Origin of the sequence: Shewanella sp. SW1 (assembly GCF_025653545.1) — a bacterium.
Lineage (GTDB): Bacteria > Pseudomonadota > Gammaproteobacteria > Enterobacterales > Shewanellaceae > Shewanella > Shewanella oncorhynchi.
Map to the genome: position 1 here is coordinate 1 of NZ_JAKKSG010000006.1, position 15,952 is coordinate 15,952.

Genomic DNA, 15,952 nt, shown 5'->3' on the forward strand with positions numbered 1-15,952 from the left:
TTAGGAGCAAGCCCTTGGCGCTCAACCTGAAGCTGTGTTACCCACTTACTGACCGTTGATTTACCCACGTTCATGGCTTTCGCCGCCGCTTCTTGTGTGTAATCTTGATCTATGACTAATTGAGCGGTTTCGAGCTTAATTGCAGCACTATATCGTGCACGTTTACTTTTATTCATGTTGTCACCTAAATGGGTTATGAGTGGATCATAACATTTCTTATTAGGTGGCCAAATTCAGTGTGCCACTACACTCCCGATGCTAGCGAAGCAGTAACCTCTCCAGCACCTAAGGCACTGCCAGCATAAATATCAACAGTTGCTTTGCCTTGATCATTAGTTACTGCAGTTTTAATCGGTAAGTCGCCTATTGGACTAGAGAATGTCACTATTGTAGGCTTACTAATACCTGTTACTGTTGCTACTAACTTTCCTGGTAATAGCGTACTAATAGACTTAAGAGGAGACCCATTTGAATCTGTTAAAACTAATGAAACTTGAGCACCGCCTCCAGCGACACCTCCATCACCTTTCATCTTAAAACCTATTTTCCCGGACTCGCCACTATCAACTTTTGCGGTAACAGTTCCGGCACCAGCAATGGTAGCTGTCACGAGTTGCATTCTTGCAACACCGTCAACCCCAGTTAAATCTGTTCCGATAGAGGGAGAAAAAGAACCAATATTGCTATCATTTAGTGAGAAAGTAACTAAAATACCAGCAAGAGGGCCAAGTTTAGAATCGACAACTTTAGCCGTTACTTCGGCTGGTGCAATCGCCGAAATCTCAGTGTTTGAAATACCCATAGTTACGGTAACAACAGATGGCTTAGGCGTTGTTCCTCCGCCATCATCAGAGATACCGCCTCCACCACCACATGCTGATAATAAAAGCGAACACAATCCTGCGAGAAAAACCTTATACGCTGACTTCATTGTCAGGCTCCCTGTTACTCTGATGATGATACTTAAGCGAGATGCTTATTACTTATAGGCTAACACTACACAATTTTCACCAATTTTGCTCACTAGAACCTTATTTTATTTCACAAATAACACAAATATTTTAACGCTATTTGTCATTTCATCTTCACGATTTTCTTGCTAGTCTTGTGAGCGCCAAAAAATAGAATGTATAAAAAACACACAGGACTCTCTATGGCAATTTCTATAAAAAATAAACTCGGCCTTACAAGTAAAATTCTGATCGGTATGGGAACAGGTATTGCTTTAGGCCTCTTTCTTCGTAATGCCTTTCCAGAAAGCGATATAGTAAAAGATTATATTACCGAAGGTTTCTTGCATGTTATCGGTACTATCTTCATCTCCAGCTTAAAAATGTTAGTTGTTCCTTTAGTCTTTATTTCATTAGTTTGCGGAACTTGCTCACTGAGTGAACCTTCAAAATTAGGCCGCTTAGGGGGGAAAACCCTCGCCTTCTATTTATTCACGACCGCCATTGCTTTAGTGATTGCGATTGTCAGCGCAGCCCTAATACATCCAGGAAACGCCTCACTGGCGTCAGAAAAAATGGAGTACGTCGCAAAAGAAGCCCCAAGTCTTGCTGATGTGCTGATAAACATAGTGCCTACTAATCCGATGCAGGCATTGAGCGAAGGTAATATGCTGCAAATTATTATTTTTGCGGTCATTTTTGGCTTTGCTATTGCCCATATTGGTGAGCGCGGCAAACGTATTGCGGCGTTGTTTGAAGATTTAAATGAAGTCATCATGCGTGTCGTGACACTGATCATGCAACTCGCGCCCTATGGTGTGTTTGCGCTGATGGCAAAACTTGCATTAACACTCGGTTTAGAGACCTTTGGTAGTGTGGTTCAATATTTCTTCGTGGTCTTAGGTGTATTACTGGTCCATGCGTTTATCGTTTATCCAATCCTTTTAAAACTTTTCTCAGGCCTCAACCCCTTAATATTCATTCGTAAAATGCGCGATGTGCAGTTGTTTGCTTTTTCAACCGCCAGTTCAAATGCCACTTTACCCATTACCATAGAAGCGTCTGAGCATAGATTAGGTGTCGATAATAAAATTGCCGCTTTTACGCTACCGTTAGGCGCTACCATTAATATGGATGGCACAGCAATCATGCAAGGCGTTGCCACTGTGTTTATTGCGCAGGTTTTTGGCATTGAGCTCTCACTAACCGATTATGCCGTTGTTGTTGTGACAGCCACGTTAGCATCAATTGGTACCGCGGGTGTTCCAGGTGTCGGACTTATCATGCTGGCCATGGTGTTAAATCAAGTTGGCTTACCAGTGGAAGGGATTGCCCTGATTATCGGTGTCGATCGCTTACTCGACATGGTACGTACTGCTGTAAACGTCACTGGTGATTGCGTAGCAACTGTAATTATTGCTAAATCAGAGGGCGAATTTAACGAGCAAGTGTTTAACAACACTCAAGCGGGTAAAGTTGCTAGAAGTTTTGATGAGCAAGTTCATCATTTAGATAAATCGAACTAAACCTCACAAAGACCAAAATGACGCCCAGCTTCAGTGTTGGGCGTTTTTGTTTGAACGCAATACAGTTAACATGTCTATTGTTAGCAAAATATGAACGCACCAATAGTACGGAAGTTTGTTTTTAGATACATTATGTTTACTATTTTAATACGCTTAATGGGAGGGGTATAAATGTGGTGGAGAAGTCTTTGGATCCTGATTGCATGCTGGTTATTGAGTGCCCACTTCGTACGTTACGAACAAATTAACTTTGCTATTCCTTTTGCACTTGCGCCTTTGGTCTTATTTTTTAACTCAGTTTACTTACTTCGTTTATTACAAATTTTATTATTTATAAGTGTCTTTGCCGTATGGGGCGTCACAACCATTGAAGCGGTACATCTGCGATTAGCGCAAGAAATGCCTTGGTTGAGATTGTCTTTTATCATGATGGCGGTGATGTTATTTACCTTAGGCGCGATTATGTGTGGCAACGGCATTTTGCGGATCAGAAAACAAAAATCGCCTTGGGGAAATTCCCCGATACGCTAACACTTTAACGGCAAAACCTTCTTATTCAACAATTAATTAGTACTTATTTTGACCACAAGTTCAACTCGGTCAGCAAAGGTTAAGTTCAACTAAGATATGCTGATCCTCTATTTGGTTATCAGTGTGATTTTGCGTAGACTAGTTTGCTAAAGCTTTAGCTCATACACTTTAAGGCATTATATTATGAGAATTTTGGTTGTTGAAGACGATCCTATTTTATCCCACCACTTAAAAGTGCAATTAAGCGATCTCGGCAATCAAGTTCAAGTGGCACTGACTGCCAAAGAAGGTTTTTATCAAGCCACTAATTATCCCATCGATGTCGCCATTGTCGATTTAGGGCTACCCGATCAAGATGGTATTAGCTTAATTCAACAGCTCCGTGAAGCGGGTCTTAAAGCACCGATATTAATTCTCACGGCACGAGTTAATTGGCAGGATAAAGTTGAAGGCCTTAACGCCGGAGCCGATGACTATTTAGTGAAACCCTTTCAAAAAGAAGAGCTTGTCGCAAGGCTTGATGCCTTAGTGCGCCGTAGCGCAGGTTTTGTTAAACCCGTGATTTGCAGTGGAGAATTGAAACTCGATCTCGCCGCCAAACAAGTCACTCTGGGTGACGAAGTCATGGAGGTCACTGCCTTTGAATATTTAATCCTTGAATATTTGATGCGCCATTGTCATGAGGTTGTCGCCAAGCAACGTTTACTCGATGTGATTTATGGTGATAAGGAAGGCGATCCCAATACGATTGAAGTCATGGTCAGCCGCCTGCGTAAAAAACTGACCCGAGATGGTATAGATAACCCCATAGTGACCATCCGCGGCCAAGGATATAAATTTAACCTGCCATGCAATTAAGATTAAAATTCAAGAAACGTCTGCTGACACGGATGTTTCTCACCTCGCTATCAATTATTACCTTAGTGGGTTTTGGTCTCGCATGGATGGTTAATATTCTGCATGCGCAAAATAGTTATAACGAAGAAACTGCCCAACTCATTGCCGAAATTCCCCAAGTCGCCGCCGAATTACGGGAGCACGATCTTATCCCCGATACCAGTGCTTGGTTAGAAGAAAATAATAAACAAGAGCGCTATGTGATAGCGAGTTGCGATGACAAATTTAAGCAGGTTTGGACCTCATCCCTCGCAGTAGATCGTGGCTTATTTGATACCTGTGAGCGTTTTAACGAAATCCGTAACGACTCCCCGCCCTACTACCTCACCATGGCTGACGACAGAGGATATTTCGTCTATTTGCTCGCGGTAGAAATTGCCAGTGTGCATTACAACCTCCTTGTAATGAAAGATGCCGCCAAACTGGAGCAAGAATACAGTAAGTTCAGTAAACGTACTTATATTCGTTTAGCCATGGTATTGGCCTTAGCCTTAATTCTATTGGTCAGCGCCGCCTATTGGGGCATGCGTCCCTTGGTACGGATGCAAAATGAACTGCAATCAATTAACCAAGGTAAGAGTAAATCACTTTCTGAGGGCTATCCTGTTGAACTTGAAGGCGTAACGCAAGCACTCAACCAGATGTTGCAACAATCGAGTGCCCAACAACAGCGCTATCAAAATGCGATGAATGACTTGGCACACAGTCTTAAAACCCGCTTAGCCGCCGTGCATGCCATTACAGATGACGCCAGTTTGAGTAAACAATCGGCAAGCGAAAAGATCATGGAACAAGTCAGCCAGATGGATCAGCTGGTCAAATACCAATTAAAACGGGCCATGTTAGGCCGCCAAGGCCTGAAGCAAGAACAAACTGTTATCGCGCCCTTAGTCGATCAATTAGCACAAATGTTGTTTAAAATTTATCGAGAAAAACAAGTGCAGTTCTCGGCCAACATCTCCCCTTCCTTGATGTTCCCCGGCAACAAGGGTGACTTAATGGAGCTGTGTGGCAACCTTATGGAAAATGCTTTCCGCCTGTGTATCAGCCAAGTGCATGTATCGGCTAAAATTAACTCACAAGGTGAGTTTGAACTTATTGTCGAAGATGATGGCCCTGGTGTTGAAGAAAGCTTAAGACAGAAGATTATCCAACGTGGCGTGCGTGCCGATACCCAGTCCCCAGGGCAAGGGATCGGATTAGCTGTCTGTGATGAAATCGTTCACAGCTACGGTGGCAGCTTAAAAATTGAAGAAAGTCGCTTAGAAGGGGCGCTCTTTAGGATCCGTATCCCAGTGTAAGAAACTGGGATATTATCATGCTATCACCGCATATAACTGTTCGGCTCGATTAAACATGATCCAAGAAGTGGCAATATATTTGTCACCACTCACAGGTTTATTTCCCCGATGTGAATGAGTAAATCCCGCAGGCGCTATCACCATAGTGCCTTTTTTGGGGGAGATTTTACGCTGTTGATAATAAAATTCGGTTTCGCCGCCCTCTTCCACATCATTTAAATAAAACATATAGAGCACGACGCGATGCAGAGCTTCATTGTGGCCATTCTGCGGGAATTGCTCCGAATGCCAATGGGGATAACCGCCTTTATTTTGCTGATACTTTTGAATATTAATACTGCCACTGCGATACAAATACTTCACTAAGCCATCGGCCCTAGGCGCACCCAGCGTCGCAAAATTAGCCGGAGTTAGCGTTACAGGTTGGCCCTGCTCATCACTCACTGACACAGCAACCGCACCCATTAATGCCATTGAATACTTTGTGAAATAATCTACCGCGCCCTTTAAGGTATAACCTAAGAGTTCGTTTCTGATGGGCTGCAGGTCGACGAAACTATCTAAGGTCAAATCGCGGCTGATCTTCTTCTCCAAATCGACGCCATTGCCCGTGTGTCCATCAACAACGCCAGCATGTTGCTCAAATGCCAGAATGAGACGGTCACACAAGTCATTCGGCAACGCATTAGGGTATACTTCAATAAAGTCCATACTTCCTCAATGGAGTGGCTACTTTCTAGGCTTACTATGCTGACATGTTAGTTAAGTAATTGTAAAGCAGCATCATTGAGATAAAATAACCCACATTACGCTTCACGATAACAAGAATATGAAAAAAAGCTGTAAAGTTTCAGTCCATCAACTTCAAGTCGGCAACTTTGTGCGTTTGCCCGTGGCTTGGAAAGATCATCCCTTTTTATTCAGTAGCTTTCATATTAAACAAGCTGCGCAAATCGAGTTGATTAAAAATCTGGGCATCGAACATGTCATCGTCGATTTAGAACGCAGCGACGTCGCCCCGATACATGCTGATGCAGTCAACCCTATCAAATTGCCGCCAAGTGCTGAAATCAATGTGCTTAAAAACGACATGGATCAATACAAGGCTGAGCAAATCGAAGTACAAAAAAAATTACGCCGTGACATTAATAAAACTGAGCAAAATTTTACCCGCTCAGTAGCCATGATGCGCAGCCTCATCTCTAAGCTACGTAATCGCCCCTTAAATGCGGTCGATGACGCCAAAGATTTGGTACACACCATAGTCGAACAGCTGCTCAACTCAGATAACTTAGTGCTGCATTTGATGAGTGATGCTAAGCAGGATGAAAGCATTTACTACCACTCCTTGAATGTTGCGATCCTCTCTATGCTGATCGCCAAAGAAATGGAATGGGATAGAAGTGAAATCGAAACGGTCGGTCTCAGTGCCCTGTTCCACGATGTGGGTAAATTAAAAATCCCACCACAAATTCTAAAAAAATCGACACCTTGGTCAGCACCAGAGCTTAATTTTATCAAACAGCATCCATTACTTGGGATTGAACTGCTCAAATTAGCCGATAATTTTCCCCAAGCAGCCTTACCTGCAATCACCAATCACCACGAGTTTCTCGATGGCAGTGGTTATCCCAAAGGCCTAAAGGAAGAGGCTCTCGATAAGGTATCGCAACTGATTGCGGTAGTGAACGAATATGACTCCTTGTGTTACCCAAGCCAACAGGGCAAAGCCAGAATGCCCTACGCCGCACTGGGGCATTTGTATAAGCAATACAAAACTAAGCTAAATCAAGAGTATATTGGCAAGATGATCAAGATGCTGGGCATTTATCCCCCCGGCAGTGTGGTGGAATTATCCAGCGGTCAATATGCCATGGTGATGTCGGTTAACTTAACTAAACTGCTATGTCCAAAAATATTGGTTTACGATGCCTTAGTTCCTAAAGACCAAGCGCCTATCGTTGATTTAGAGATTGAAGGGATCAGCATAGTGCGTTGCTTACCACCTGCGGCGCTTCCTGAAAAAGTCCACGAATATTTGAATCCACGCGAGCGAGTGAGTTACTACTTTGGCGGCGATAGTCGTAAGTAGTTGATTAAGAAACTGGTTTAACGATTATGTCTAACGAGCTTCACTCATTTAAGCAAAGTCATCGAGTCTCACTCATTGAATGAACGTAGTTAAATGGCAGTGATAACAATAAGGGGCGAATATTGCATTCGCCCCTTATTTTTAATTCGAGAAAACCAACACAGCTAGCGGCTGACTTATAACCAATGCTTACGTTTAAAGAAGAAGTAAGTACCTGCGGCACTGGCTAACATCATCACAATCGCCATAGGGTAACCGTATTGCCACTCAAGCTCAGGCATGCTGGCAAAGTTCATCCCATAACTACTGGCAATCAAGGTCGGTGGTAGAAACACCACAGCGGCAACCGAGAAGATTTTGATGATTTTGTTCTGCTGCAGACCACTGAAACCCATGGCCGCATCGAGCAGAAAGTTTAACTTATCGAAAATAAACTGACTGTGGGGCATCAGCGACTCGATATCCGACAACATTTCCCGCAAGTCCTTTAAATGTTCATCGGATAACTGGCCACGATAATAACGCTGCATATAACGCAGTGAACGCTGAGTATCGAGCAAACTTAATCGGATTTTACCATTAGAGTCTTCTTGCAGAGTGATGAGCTTAAATACATCGTCAAGTTCGTCGTTATCAAATACTTGCTCACCGACATTTTCAAGTACAGTGTAAACGTCTTCAATTAAGTCAGATAGATAATCCACTTTCAGATTGAATAATTCGAGAAACAATTCCTGCGGTGTCGATACTTCTAACCGTCCCAAACGCAAGTAGTTACGCAGTAAACGGATAAGACCTACGTCTTCTTCACGAATTGTCAGTAAAAAATTGCTACGAAGGTTGAAGGAAACGTTAACGCCGCGCACATCTTGGCCGACACGCTGTGGGAATAACGAATTAATATGCAAGCCGTCACTGTTTTGATAAAAACGTGCTGAGGCCTCAATTTCATTGATATCTTCTTCGTCAGGCACTTCTTCAACAGAAAAATGACTTAACCACTCTCGCTCCTCATCATCGGGTTTATACAGATCTAACCAAATGGTCGACGCGGGAATACTGTCCAGTATGCCGAGCTCTGTCACAGTAAGGTGACGATTATCATAGACATAAGCAGTAATCATTTGTCCTCCTGAAAAAAAACTTAAGTTAACGATTCCACTTAAGTGCAGGCTAAAAAATTGTCGCTAGTTTACCGCATAAGTTGGCAATGAAAAGGCGTGCAAGGTAATTTAGTAAAATAAATATGCCTTAATCGGTTTCGATAATTGCCAACCGTTCTTGGGTCGAAAAGCGAATATGGATGCCATCGAGAGTGACCATTTTCGAGTCTGAAATATCCCCTTTTCGCACACGATACTCGCCGTTATTGTCGGCATTCGGTGACACAATTCTCACAGTGACAATTCTATGCTGATCGCGCCAATACCAAACACTGTAACTCAGCAGGCTAAATCCAATCACCACAAATACACTCGTCAACAGGTATCGGCGCCACAGCGGTTCACTAAGACGCTTTGAACTGAGATTAACAGCCAGAGGTTCAATCTGACGCTTGCGTTTCACCAGCAAAAACCAAGTGCCAGCAATAACTAAGACTGTTAGTAAAATTTTAATGAGCATGGCTCTTCCTCTGATATACGTCCGCTTGTGCTCAATGGTCTCGTTCAAGCCAGCAGCAATCTTGCATTGACCCTTCAATGCCACACAAGTTAGCGCATTATACGCATACTTATGTGGATAAACTGTCTTTGGGATCAAGCTTAAAGTGCACAGTCAAATAGACAAGGCGAATGTACGAGCCATACACATAGACATCGACAAAGCAGAACGTTGAAACAGAGTACAACAGACTTATGACAGGGCGAAAACACTGGGGACCTATACCTAAAATTGATTGCTACAGATCACAACACTCAACATAAGTAAGTACCTGACATTAAAAATCTTCAAATCCCTTCGCCATACGCTGAATTTGTGCCAAAGGAACGCCGTGGCGATTGCGTTTCGCGCATTCCTGCTGATGAGCCAGACTGCTTGGTTCACCCACAAGCACAATTCTAACTTGATAACCTAAGGCTTTTGCCGCCGCTTCATAGGCCATGTATTCCCAGTGGCACAGATTGGTATTGTCACAAATCACCACGGGCTCGCTTGAAGAAAGTGCCTGAATAAACTCCGTCAAATTACATTGATGAAACTCAGGTAATTTCTTGGCATCAAAACGGTATTCATCTTCATGGTAGAAAAAACTATCGGTCGAAAATACGCCACGTTGCCGCACGCCAATGGCTTTTTCTAAAGGAAGGGAAAGAATGTAAGCTTCAACCCAATGTGACTTACCACTGCCCGGTAAGCCACGCATTATAATCGCAACTTTTTCGCTCATGTGTTCGACTCACTGCCAATCACTCGACCCGCTAAAATGGTATCAACCAACTGAGGCACTAACTCCCCCGCTTTTCCTGTGAGGTGATATTGAAACTGACTGTGTCTATCGGGTGCCATCATATTCACTTCGACTGTTTGAGCCCCATGATGGTTAGCTGTATCCACAAAGCCCGCGGCAGGATACACAGTGCCAGAGGTGCCAATGGCAATAAACAAGTCACAGTTATCGAGCGCATCGTGAATTCGATCCATCCCTAAGGGCATTTCACCAAACCACACCACATGGGGGCGTAATCGCTGGGCCGGAATACAACAAGTACAGCAATTATCGGCACCAAAGGGCTCACGTAAAATAAAGGTCTGACGTGAGCGCGGACAACGGCCTTTGGATAATTCACCGTGCATATGCAATAGACGACGCGAGCCCGCACGCTCATGCAGATCATCAATATTTTGTGTGATGATAAGTAATTGACCTTTAAAGTCCGCTTCCAACTTTGCTAAGGCCACATGCGCTGCATTGGGTTCAACCGTGCCACTATGCAGTTGCAACCAACGACTATTGTAAAATCGCTCTACCAATTCAGCATCACGCTCATAACCTTCTGGTGTAGCAACGTCTTCAATATGATGCTCTTCCCACAGACCATCTTGATCGCGAAAGGTGCGTAAACCCGACTCAGCAGAGATCCCTGCGCCGGTTAACACCACAATTTGCTGGTACATGCCGATTCCTTATTATTTTATTTATTTGAATTATTCTCACTGACTTTGGCAGCCGTGAATATTATTCCTTGGTATAACCATACAAAAACTATGCTTGAATTGCCGCAAAATATTGTGATTTAACGCCTATTGACACAATTTATCTGCATATCGCCCTAGAAAGCCAGAACAAAGGTTTAAGTTTTCAACCTGAGCACCTATAATGGCAAACACTATCCACGGATGAACCTATTGGTTCTGCAATCAAGAGATTAGCAATGACAGATGGAAATCAAGCGCTAAAAAAAGCGGGTTTGAAAATTACCCTGCCACGAGTCAAGATCCTAGAACTGATGCAAGGACCTGAAAACCAACATATCAGTGCAGAAGATTTGTACAAGAAGCTGCTCGATATCGGTGAAGAAATTGGTCTAGCCACCGTCTACCGTGTGTTAAACCAATTTGATGATGCAGGCATTGTCAGTCGCCATCATTTTGAGAGCGGTAAAGCCGTTTTCGAACTATCGACTCAGCATCATCATGATCACTTAGTTTGCCTATCGTGTGGCAAAGTGATTGAGTTTTCAGATGAAGTCATCGAACGTCGTCAAGATGAAATTGCCATGAAACACAACATTAAGCTGACTAATCACAGCTTATATTTGTACGGCACTTGCACCAACGATACCTGTGAGCATAACGACGCCTAAGTCGGCCATTGTGTTTATAAAGCATTAAGCAAAAAACCAGCCTAAGGCTGGTTTTTTATTGGATGATGTTTACGGGTAAACCGCTATAACACCTTGGCGTAGATATTCACTTTATGGCCCATAAACTCATTTTGCTCACGCCAATGCATGCCCACACGCTTAGCCACGCCTTCAGAACCGAGATTCCCTGCTAAGATAAGTGCAATCGTCTGGTCAATGCCAAAACGTTTAAATTCGGCTAATGCAGCAAATGCGGCCTCAGTACCAATTCCTGTTCCCCAATACTCAGGGAAATAACGATAACCCAGTTCGACTTCGCTGAATTCTGGAATAAATTTCGGACCACAAAAACCAATCACCCGCTTATCAGCTTTATGCTCTACCGCCCAGCGACCAAAACCATGTTGCTGATAATCGACTTGGATCACCTTGTGAAACAACTCAACCGCCTGCTCGCGAGCTGTAAATGCCGCGGTGGGAATGTATTTCAGCATCGCGGGATTACTGTTCATCAAATAAAGCGCTTCACAATCTTGCTCAGTAAATGGTCGAATAATTAACCGTTCAGTTTGGGTTATCATCTTTGCTCCTTCAAAAATGGCACTTAAAAATCAACCAATGGTTCGCTTAAAGTGCACTGGCGTAACGTCAACGACACTACGCCAATACCTCAAGCTTAACGGTGGAAATCACCACTGCGTTCAGGCTGATACAGGATTTCTTCAATACGCACTTTTACCATAGAACCACCCGGACCTGGCCATTCAATTTCATCACCTTGAGAGAGCCCTAATAATGCGCTGCCCACTGGCGCCAAAATAGAAATCGTGCCCGCGCCGTTCACGTCTTTTGGATACACTAAACGTAAACAGAAAGTCTCATTACTGGATGAAACGCTAAACTTCACTTCTGAATTCATGGTCACCACATTCGCGGGCACCTGTGATGCAGGCACAATATCGGCTCTGTCTAATTCAGCCTCCAATGCCGCTTTGCCCGGAAACGCATTTGCCGGCAGTGACTCCAATAATCGCTCTAGTCTTTCTAAGTCAATTTCCGAAATAATGATTTTAGGTGTTTTCACAGTTTTTCCCTCATAAAAAAATGTGATGTTTAAGCCGTTACTGTGGCTAACATCGACTCTGTTGCTTACCCTCCCCCAATGCGATAAGCCCCATAAAACAAATACGCTCGCAACGATAGACTGCAACCGTGTTAAATAAATTTGAGTTCAAGATTTTTTGCAGAACAGCACTGAAGCCATAAGCACTTAGCTCATGGTTAATGGCTCTACTCACATTATCCTCGCCAATGACACAGACGAGCGCGTAGTAGAGAAGCATCAATCTAACCCGTAGAAGAAAAAATATCTAGTCTTCATGGTGTTAGCTCAATCCCATTCCTGTCATTTACTACGATTCGCTGCTGAAATTACAGCCAATAAAAAAGGCGCCTTAGGCGCCTTTTATATTCGTAAAGGTTAGCTTACCAACCTGTACGAATACGCAGCGCTTTACCGATATCAGCAAGCGAGCGGACAGTTGTCACGCCCGCTGCTTCTAATGCAGCAAATTTGTCTTCTGCAGTACCTTTACCGCCAGCGATAATCGCGCCAGCATGGCCCATACGCTTACCTGCAGGTGCAGTGACACCCGCAATATAAGACACAACAGGCTTAGTCACGTGTGCTTTAATGAAAGCCGCCGCATCTTCCTCAGCGTTACCACCGATTTCACCGATCATAACGATCGCTTCAGTCTGTGGATCGTTTTGGAACATTTCCAGTACATCAATGAAGCTAGTACCTGGAATTGGGTCACCACCAATACCTACGCAAGTAGATTGGCCGAAACCTTCATCCGTCGTTTGCTTAACGGCTTCATAAGTCAGAGTACCTGAACGAGAAACGATGCCCACTTTGCCTTTTAAGTGGATGTGACCTGGCATAATGCCGATCTTACATTCACCTGGGGTGATAACACCTGGGCAGTTAGGGCCGATCATGCGAACGCCAGTTTCTTCAAGCTTCACTTTAACTTGCAACATGTCCAGTGTAGGAATGCCTTCAGTGATACAAACGATAAGCTCGATGCCACCGTCGATAGCTTCAAGAATGGCATCCTTACAGAACGGAGCCGGAACATAGATCACAGAAGCAGTCGCACCAGTCGCAGCCACAGCGTCTTTCACAGTGTTGAACACTGGCAGACCTAAGTGAGTTTGACCACCTTTACCAGGAGACACACCGCCCACCATTTGCGTACCGTAATCGATAGCTTGTTGTGAGTGGAATGTACCTTGACCGCCAGTGAAACCTTGGCAAATTACCTTGGTATCTTTATTGATTAAGACAGACATTATTTGCCCTCCGCAGCTTTAACTACTTGCTCAGCCGCGTCAGTTAGACTGGTAGCTGCAATGATATCTAGACCTGATTTAGCTAATACTTCACGGCCAAGTTCAGCGTTAGTACCTTCTAAACGAACTACAACAGGTACTTTAACGCCCACTTCTTTAACAGCGCCGATAATACCTTCTGCGATCATGTCACAACGTACGATACCGCCAAAAATGTTAACCAGAACCGCTTTCACATTGCTGTCAGACAGAATGATTTTGAATGCTTCTGCTACACGTTCTTTCGTCGCGCCGCCGCCTACGTCTAAAAAGTTCGCTGGCTTGCCACCGTGCAAGTTAACGATATCCATAGTACCCATAGCCAGACCAGCACCGTTCACCATACAGCCAACGTTACCGTCTAATGCTACGTAGTTCAGTTCGAACTTAGCCGCGTGAGCTTCACGTGCGTCATCCTGTGATGGATCATGCATGCCTTTGATTTTTGGTTGACGGAACAGAGCGTTACCGTCGATACCGATTTTACCATCTAGGCAGTGTAGGTTGCCTTCAGTGGTAATAACCAGTGGGTTGATTTCTAATAGTGCGAAATCATGATCAACGAACATAGTTGCCAGACCCATAAAGATCTTAGTGAACTGCTTCATTTGCGTTGGGTTTAAACCTAACTTGAAGCCAAGATCGCGAGCTTGATAACCTTGTGGGCCAGTCAAAGGATCTATGATTGCAGTGTGGATGAGTTCTGGCGTTTCTTCTGCCACTTTCTCAATTTCAACACCACCTTCAGTCGACGCCATGAACACAACGCGACGAGTCGCGCGGTCAACAACGGCACCAAGGTACAGTTCGTTAGCGATGTCGGTACAGCTTTCTACTAAAATTTTAGCAACTGGCTGACCTTTCTCATCAGTTTGATAAGTCACCAGATTTTTGCCTAACCAGTGTTCGGCAAAGGCTCTGATTTCTTCTTTATCGCCAGTGACTTTAACGCCACCCGCTTTACCGCGGCCGCCTGCGTGCACTTGACACTTAACAACCCATAAATTTCCGCCAATATGGCCTGCCGCTTCTACAGCTTCTTGGGCTGTATCACATGCAAAACCTTCTGACACTGGTAAACCATATTCGGCAAATAAGGATTTTGCCTGATACTCATGCAAATTCATGATGATCTATCCGTATACTTCTAATCAAATCCAACTGGCCCGTTTGGGCCAGTCACGAGGGTATGTCTGGCTATTTCTTTAAGCGCAAACTCTTAGCGAGTTGTCTTACAGATCAAGCAGCAGACGAGTTGGGTCTTCTAGGAAGTCTTTAATCGCAACCAAGAAACCAACAGACTCACGGCCATCAACAATACGATGGTCATATGAGAGTGCTAGGTACATCATGGGCAGGATTTCAACCTGACCATTAACTGCCATTGGGCGGTCTTTAATGGCATGCATGCCTAAAATCGCGCTTTGTGGCAGGTTAAGGATTGGGGTAGACATCAGTGAACCGAAAACACCACCGTTAGTCACAGTGAAGTTACCGCCAGTCATATCTGCCACAGTCAGCTTACCATCACGGCCTTTGATGGCTAAATCACGAACCGCTTTTTCGATTTCAGCTAAGTTCATGGTATCTGTGTCACGTAACACTGGTGTTACCAGACCACGTGGTGTTGATACTGCGATGCTGATGTCGAAGTAGTTGTGATAAACGATATCATCGCCATCAATAGACGCGTTGACTTCTGGGAAACGTTTCAGTGCTTCTGTCACAGCTTTGATGTAGAAAGACATAAAGCCTAAACGGATACCGTGGCGCTTTTCAAAGATATCTTGGTATTGCTTACGGATATCCATGATGGGCTTCATGTTCACTTCGTTAAATGTCGTGAGCATAGCGGTAGAGTTTTTCGCTTCTAACAAGCGGTTAGCGATTGTCTTACGCAGACGTGTCATTGGCACGCGCTTCTCGCTACGGCCAGCCGCTAACGGAGCCACAGCAGGTGCTGCTGGCGCCGCTGCTTTAGGGGCAGACTTAACAAAAGCTTCAACGTCTTCTTTCGTAATACGACCACCCACACCCGTGCCTTTTACTTTGCTAGCATCAACATTGTGCTCGGCAAGTAAACGGCGTACTGATGGGCTTAACGCATCGTTAGATTCGTCACTTGTCGCAGCTGCTGGCGTTGCCGCTTCTGCTTCAGCTTTAGTCACTTCTTGGCCAGAAACTGCACCAGCGATGAACTTAGCGATCACTTGTTCACCTAAAACAGTGGCTCCTTCTTCAAATAAAAACTCGCCAATGTGGCCATCTTCTGGCGCAACCACTTCAAGAACCACTTTATCGGTTTCAATATCAACCAGGTTTTGATCACGAGAAACTTGCTCGCCCACTTTCACATGCCAAGTGGCAATCGTGGCATCGGCAACAGATTCTGGTAGTACAGGTACCTTGATTTCGATACTCATGAAAAACTATCCTTTTATAAAATGTCTAT

At 44.2% G+C, this 15,952-nt stretch carries 18 protein-coding genes; 6 read left to right on the plus strand and 12 right to left on the minus strand.

Annotation, left to right across the window (positions count from 1 at the left end):
- Positions 1–176, minus strand: a 176-nt coding sequence (locus tag L5M71_RS06735; protein ID WP_263209139.1) for a transposase, incomplete at its 3' end; no start/stop codon positions are given.
- A 68-nt stretch (positions 177–244) separates the two neighbouring features.
- The gene (locus L5M71_RS06740) at positions 245–931 is read right to left on the minus strand and encodes a hypothetical protein (protein WP_263220659.1); all 687 of its coding nucleotides are present in this window, start codon (positions 929–931) and stop codon (positions 245–247) included.
- Between the two features lie 222 nt (positions 932–1,153).
- Between L5M71_RS06740 and L5M71_RS06745 the strand changes: the two genes are divergently transcribed.
- The 4 genes from L5M71_RS06745 to L5M71_RS06760 all read left to right on the plus strand — a co-directional run bounded on the left by L5M71_RS06745 (position 1,154) and on the right by L5M71_RS06760 (position 5,205).
- Positions 1,154–2,476: a dicarboxylate/amino acid:cation symporter gene (locus L5M71_RS06745; RefSeq protein ID WP_028759716.1), complete on the plus strand. Its 1,323-nt coding sequence runs from the start codon at positions 1,154–1,156 to the stop codon at positions 2,474–2,476.
- 171 nt (positions 2,477–2,647) lie between these two features.
- Positions 2,648–3,007, plus strand: coding sequence for a hypothetical protein (locus L5M71_RS06750; protein ID WP_028759715.1), 360 nt, complete (start codon positions 2,648–2,650; stop codon positions 3,005–3,007).
- A 183-nt stretch (positions 3,008–3,190) separates the two neighbouring features.
- Positions 3,191–3,865 carry a response regulator gene (locus L5M71_RS06755; protein WP_028759714.1) on the plus strand — a complete coding sequence of 225 codons (675 nt, stop codon included), beginning with the start codon at positions 3,191–3,193 and terminating at the stop codon, positions 3,863–3,865.
- Entirely contained in the window at positions 3,856–5,205 is a 1,350-nt protein-coding gene (locus L5M71_RS06760) for a sensor histidine kinase (RefSeq protein WP_028759713.1), read from the plus strand. Before L5M71_RS06755 ends, L5M71_RS06760 begins: the two co-directional genes overlap by 10 nt.
- 15 nt (positions 5,206–5,220) lie before the next feature.
- On the opposite strand, the gene L5M71_RS06765 is transcribed toward L5M71_RS06760, so the two are convergent.
- Positions 5,221–5,916 (minus strand): 2OG-Fe(II) oxygenase, encoded by a 696-nt coding sequence (locus L5M71_RS06765; protein WP_263207849.1) that lies wholly within the window; start codon positions 5,914–5,916, stop codon positions 5,221–5,223.
- A gap of 118 nt (positions 5,917–6,034) precedes the next feature.
- Here L5M71_RS06765 and L5M71_RS06770 point away from each other — a divergent pair, with 118 nt between their 5' ends.
- On the plus strand, positions 6,035–7,297 hold the full coding sequence (locus L5M71_RS06770) for an HD-GYP domain-containing protein (protein WP_028759711.1): 1,263 nt from the start codon (positions 6,035–6,037) through the stop codon (positions 7,295–7,297).
- 176 nt (positions 7,298–7,473) lie between these two features.
- Here L5M71_RS06770 and corA read toward each other — a convergent pair whose 3' ends face one another.
- From corA to cobB, 4 genes are all read right to left on the minus strand, one after another.
- Complete coding sequence (corA, locus tag L5M71_RS06775) at positions 7,474–8,421, minus strand: magnesium/cobalt transporter CorA (RefSeq protein ID WP_105252689.1); 948 nt, start codon at positions 8,419–8,421, stop codon at positions 7,474–7,476.
- Positions 8,422–8,548: 127 nt separating this feature from the next.
- Positions 8,549–8,920: a hypothetical protein gene (locus L5M71_RS06780; RefSeq protein ID WP_263207851.1), complete on the minus strand. Its 372-nt coding sequence runs from the start codon at positions 8,918–8,920 to the stop codon at positions 8,549–8,551.
- Positions 8,921–9,236: 316 nt separating this feature from the next.
- Complete coding sequence (locus L5M71_RS06785; protein WP_263207853.1) at positions 9,237–9,686, minus strand: ATP-binding protein; 450 nt, start codon at positions 9,684–9,686, stop codon at positions 9,237–9,239.
- Entirely contained in the window at positions 9,683–10,414 is a 732-nt protein-coding gene (cobB, locus tag L5M71_RS06790) for a Sir2 family NAD+-dependent deacetylase (protein ID WP_028759707.1), read from the minus strand. Before cobB ends, L5M71_RS06785 begins: the two co-directional genes overlap by 4 nt.
- Before the next feature lie 257 nt (positions 10,415–10,671).
- On the opposite strand from cobB, the gene fur reads away from it, so the two are divergent.
- Positions 10,672–11,103, plus strand: a complete 432-nt coding sequence (gene fur / locus L5M71_RS06795) for a ferric iron uptake transcriptional regulator (RefSeq protein WP_028759706.1) — start codon at positions 10,672–10,674, stop codon at positions 11,101–11,103.
- An 83-nt stretch (positions 11,104–11,186) separates the two neighbouring features.
- Here fur and L5M71_RS06800 read toward each other — a convergent pair whose 3' ends face one another.
- The 5 genes from L5M71_RS06800 to odhB form a co-directional block, all read right to left on the minus strand.
- Entirely contained in the window at positions 11,187–11,684 is a 498-nt protein-coding gene (locus tag L5M71_RS06800; RefSeq protein WP_263148927.1) for a GNAT family N-acetyltransferase, read from the minus strand.
- 95 nt (positions 11,685–11,779) lie between these two features.
- Complete coding sequence (gene rnk / locus L5M71_RS06805; protein WP_028759704.1) at positions 11,780–12,187, minus strand: nucleoside diphosphate kinase regulator; 408 nt, start codon at positions 12,185–12,187, stop codon at positions 11,780–11,782.
- A gap of 401 nt (positions 12,188–12,588) precedes the next feature.
- Complete coding sequence (sucD, locus tag L5M71_RS06810; RefSeq protein WP_028759703.1) at positions 12,589–13,461, minus strand: succinate--CoA ligase subunit alpha; 873 nt, start codon at positions 13,459–13,461, stop codon at positions 12,589–12,591.
- Positions 13,461–14,627, minus strand: coding sequence for an ADP-forming succinate--CoA ligase subunit beta (gene sucC, locus L5M71_RS06815; protein WP_107947894.1), 1,167 nt, complete (start codon positions 14,625–14,627; stop codon positions 13,461–13,463). The genes sucD and sucC overlap by 1 nt, the downstream gene beginning before the upstream one ends.
- Positions 14,628–14,732: 105 nt before the next feature.
- Positions 14,733–15,923, minus strand: coding sequence for a 2-oxoglutarate dehydrogenase complex dihydrolipoyllysine-residue succinyltransferase (gene odhB, locus L5M71_RS06820; RefSeq protein WP_220590442.1), 1,191 nt, complete (start codon positions 15,921–15,923; stop codon positions 14,733–14,735).
- Positions 15,924–15,952 lie beyond the last annotated feature (29 nt).

What these genes read in the sequence shown, in the direction of transcription:
- L5M71_RS06740 (WP_263220659.1), bottom strand. Translation starts at nt 931, where the DNA reads ATGAAGTCAGCGTATAAGGTTTTTCTCGCAGGATTGTGTTCGCTTTTA.
- L5M71_RS06745 (WP_028759716.1), top strand. Translation starts at nt 1,154, where the DNA reads ATGGCAATTTCTATAAAAAATAAACTCGGCCTTACAAGTAAAATTCTG.
- L5M71_RS06750 (WP_028759715.1), top strand. Translation starts at nt 2,648, where the DNA reads ATGTGGTGGAGAAGTCTTTGGATCCTGATTGCATGCTGGTTATTGAGT.
- L5M71_RS06755 (WP_028759714.1), top strand. Translation starts at nt 3,191, where the DNA reads ATGAGAATTTTGGTTGTTGAAGACGATCCTATTTTATCCCACCACTTA.
- L5M71_RS06760 (WP_028759713.1), top strand. Translation starts at nt 3,856, where the DNA reads ATGCAATTAAGATTAAAATTCAAGAAACGTCTGCTGACACGGATGTTT.
- L5M71_RS06765 (WP_263207849.1), bottom strand. Translation starts at nt 5,916, where the DNA reads ATGGACTTTATTGAAGTATACCCTAATGCGTTGCCGAATGACTTGTGT.
- L5M71_RS06770 (WP_028759711.1), top strand. Translation starts at nt 6,035, where the DNA reads ATGAAAAAAAGCTGTAAAGTTTCAGTCCATCAACTTCAAGTCGGCAAC.
- corA (WP_105252689.1), bottom strand. Translation starts at nt 8,421, where the DNA reads ATGATTACTGCTTATGTCTATGATAATCGTCACCTTACTGTGACAGAG.
- L5M71_RS06780 (WP_263207851.1), bottom strand. Translation starts at nt 8,920, where the DNA reads ATGCTCATTAAAATTTTACTAACAGTCTTAGTTATTGCTGGCACTTGG.
- L5M71_RS06785 (WP_263207853.1), bottom strand. Translation starts at nt 9,686, where the DNA reads ATGAGCGAAAAAGTTGCGATTATAATGCGTGGCTTACCGGGCAGTGGT.
- cobB (WP_028759707.1), bottom strand. Translation starts at nt 10,414, where the DNA reads ATGTACCAGCAAATTGTGGTGTTAACCGGCGCAGGGATCTCTGCTGAG.
- fur (WP_028759706.1), top strand. Translation starts at nt 10,672, where the DNA reads ATGACAGATGGAAATCAAGCGCTAAAAAAAGCGGGTTTGAAAATTACC.
- L5M71_RS06800 (WP_263148927.1), bottom strand. Translation starts at nt 11,684, where the DNA reads ATGATAACCCAAACTGAACGGTTAATTATTCGACCATTTACTGAGCAA.
- sucD (WP_028759703.1), bottom strand. Translation starts at nt 13,461, where the DNA reads ATGTCTGTCTTAATCAATAAAGATACCAAGGTAATTTGCCAAGGTTTC.
- sucC (WP_107947894.1), bottom strand. Translation starts at nt 14,627, where the DNA reads ATGAATTTGCATGAGTATCAGGCAAAATCCTTATTTGCCGAATATGGT.
- odhB (WP_220590442.1), bottom strand. Translation starts at nt 15,923, where the DNA reads ATGAGTATCGAAATCAAGGTACCTGTACTACCAGAATCTGTTGCCGAT.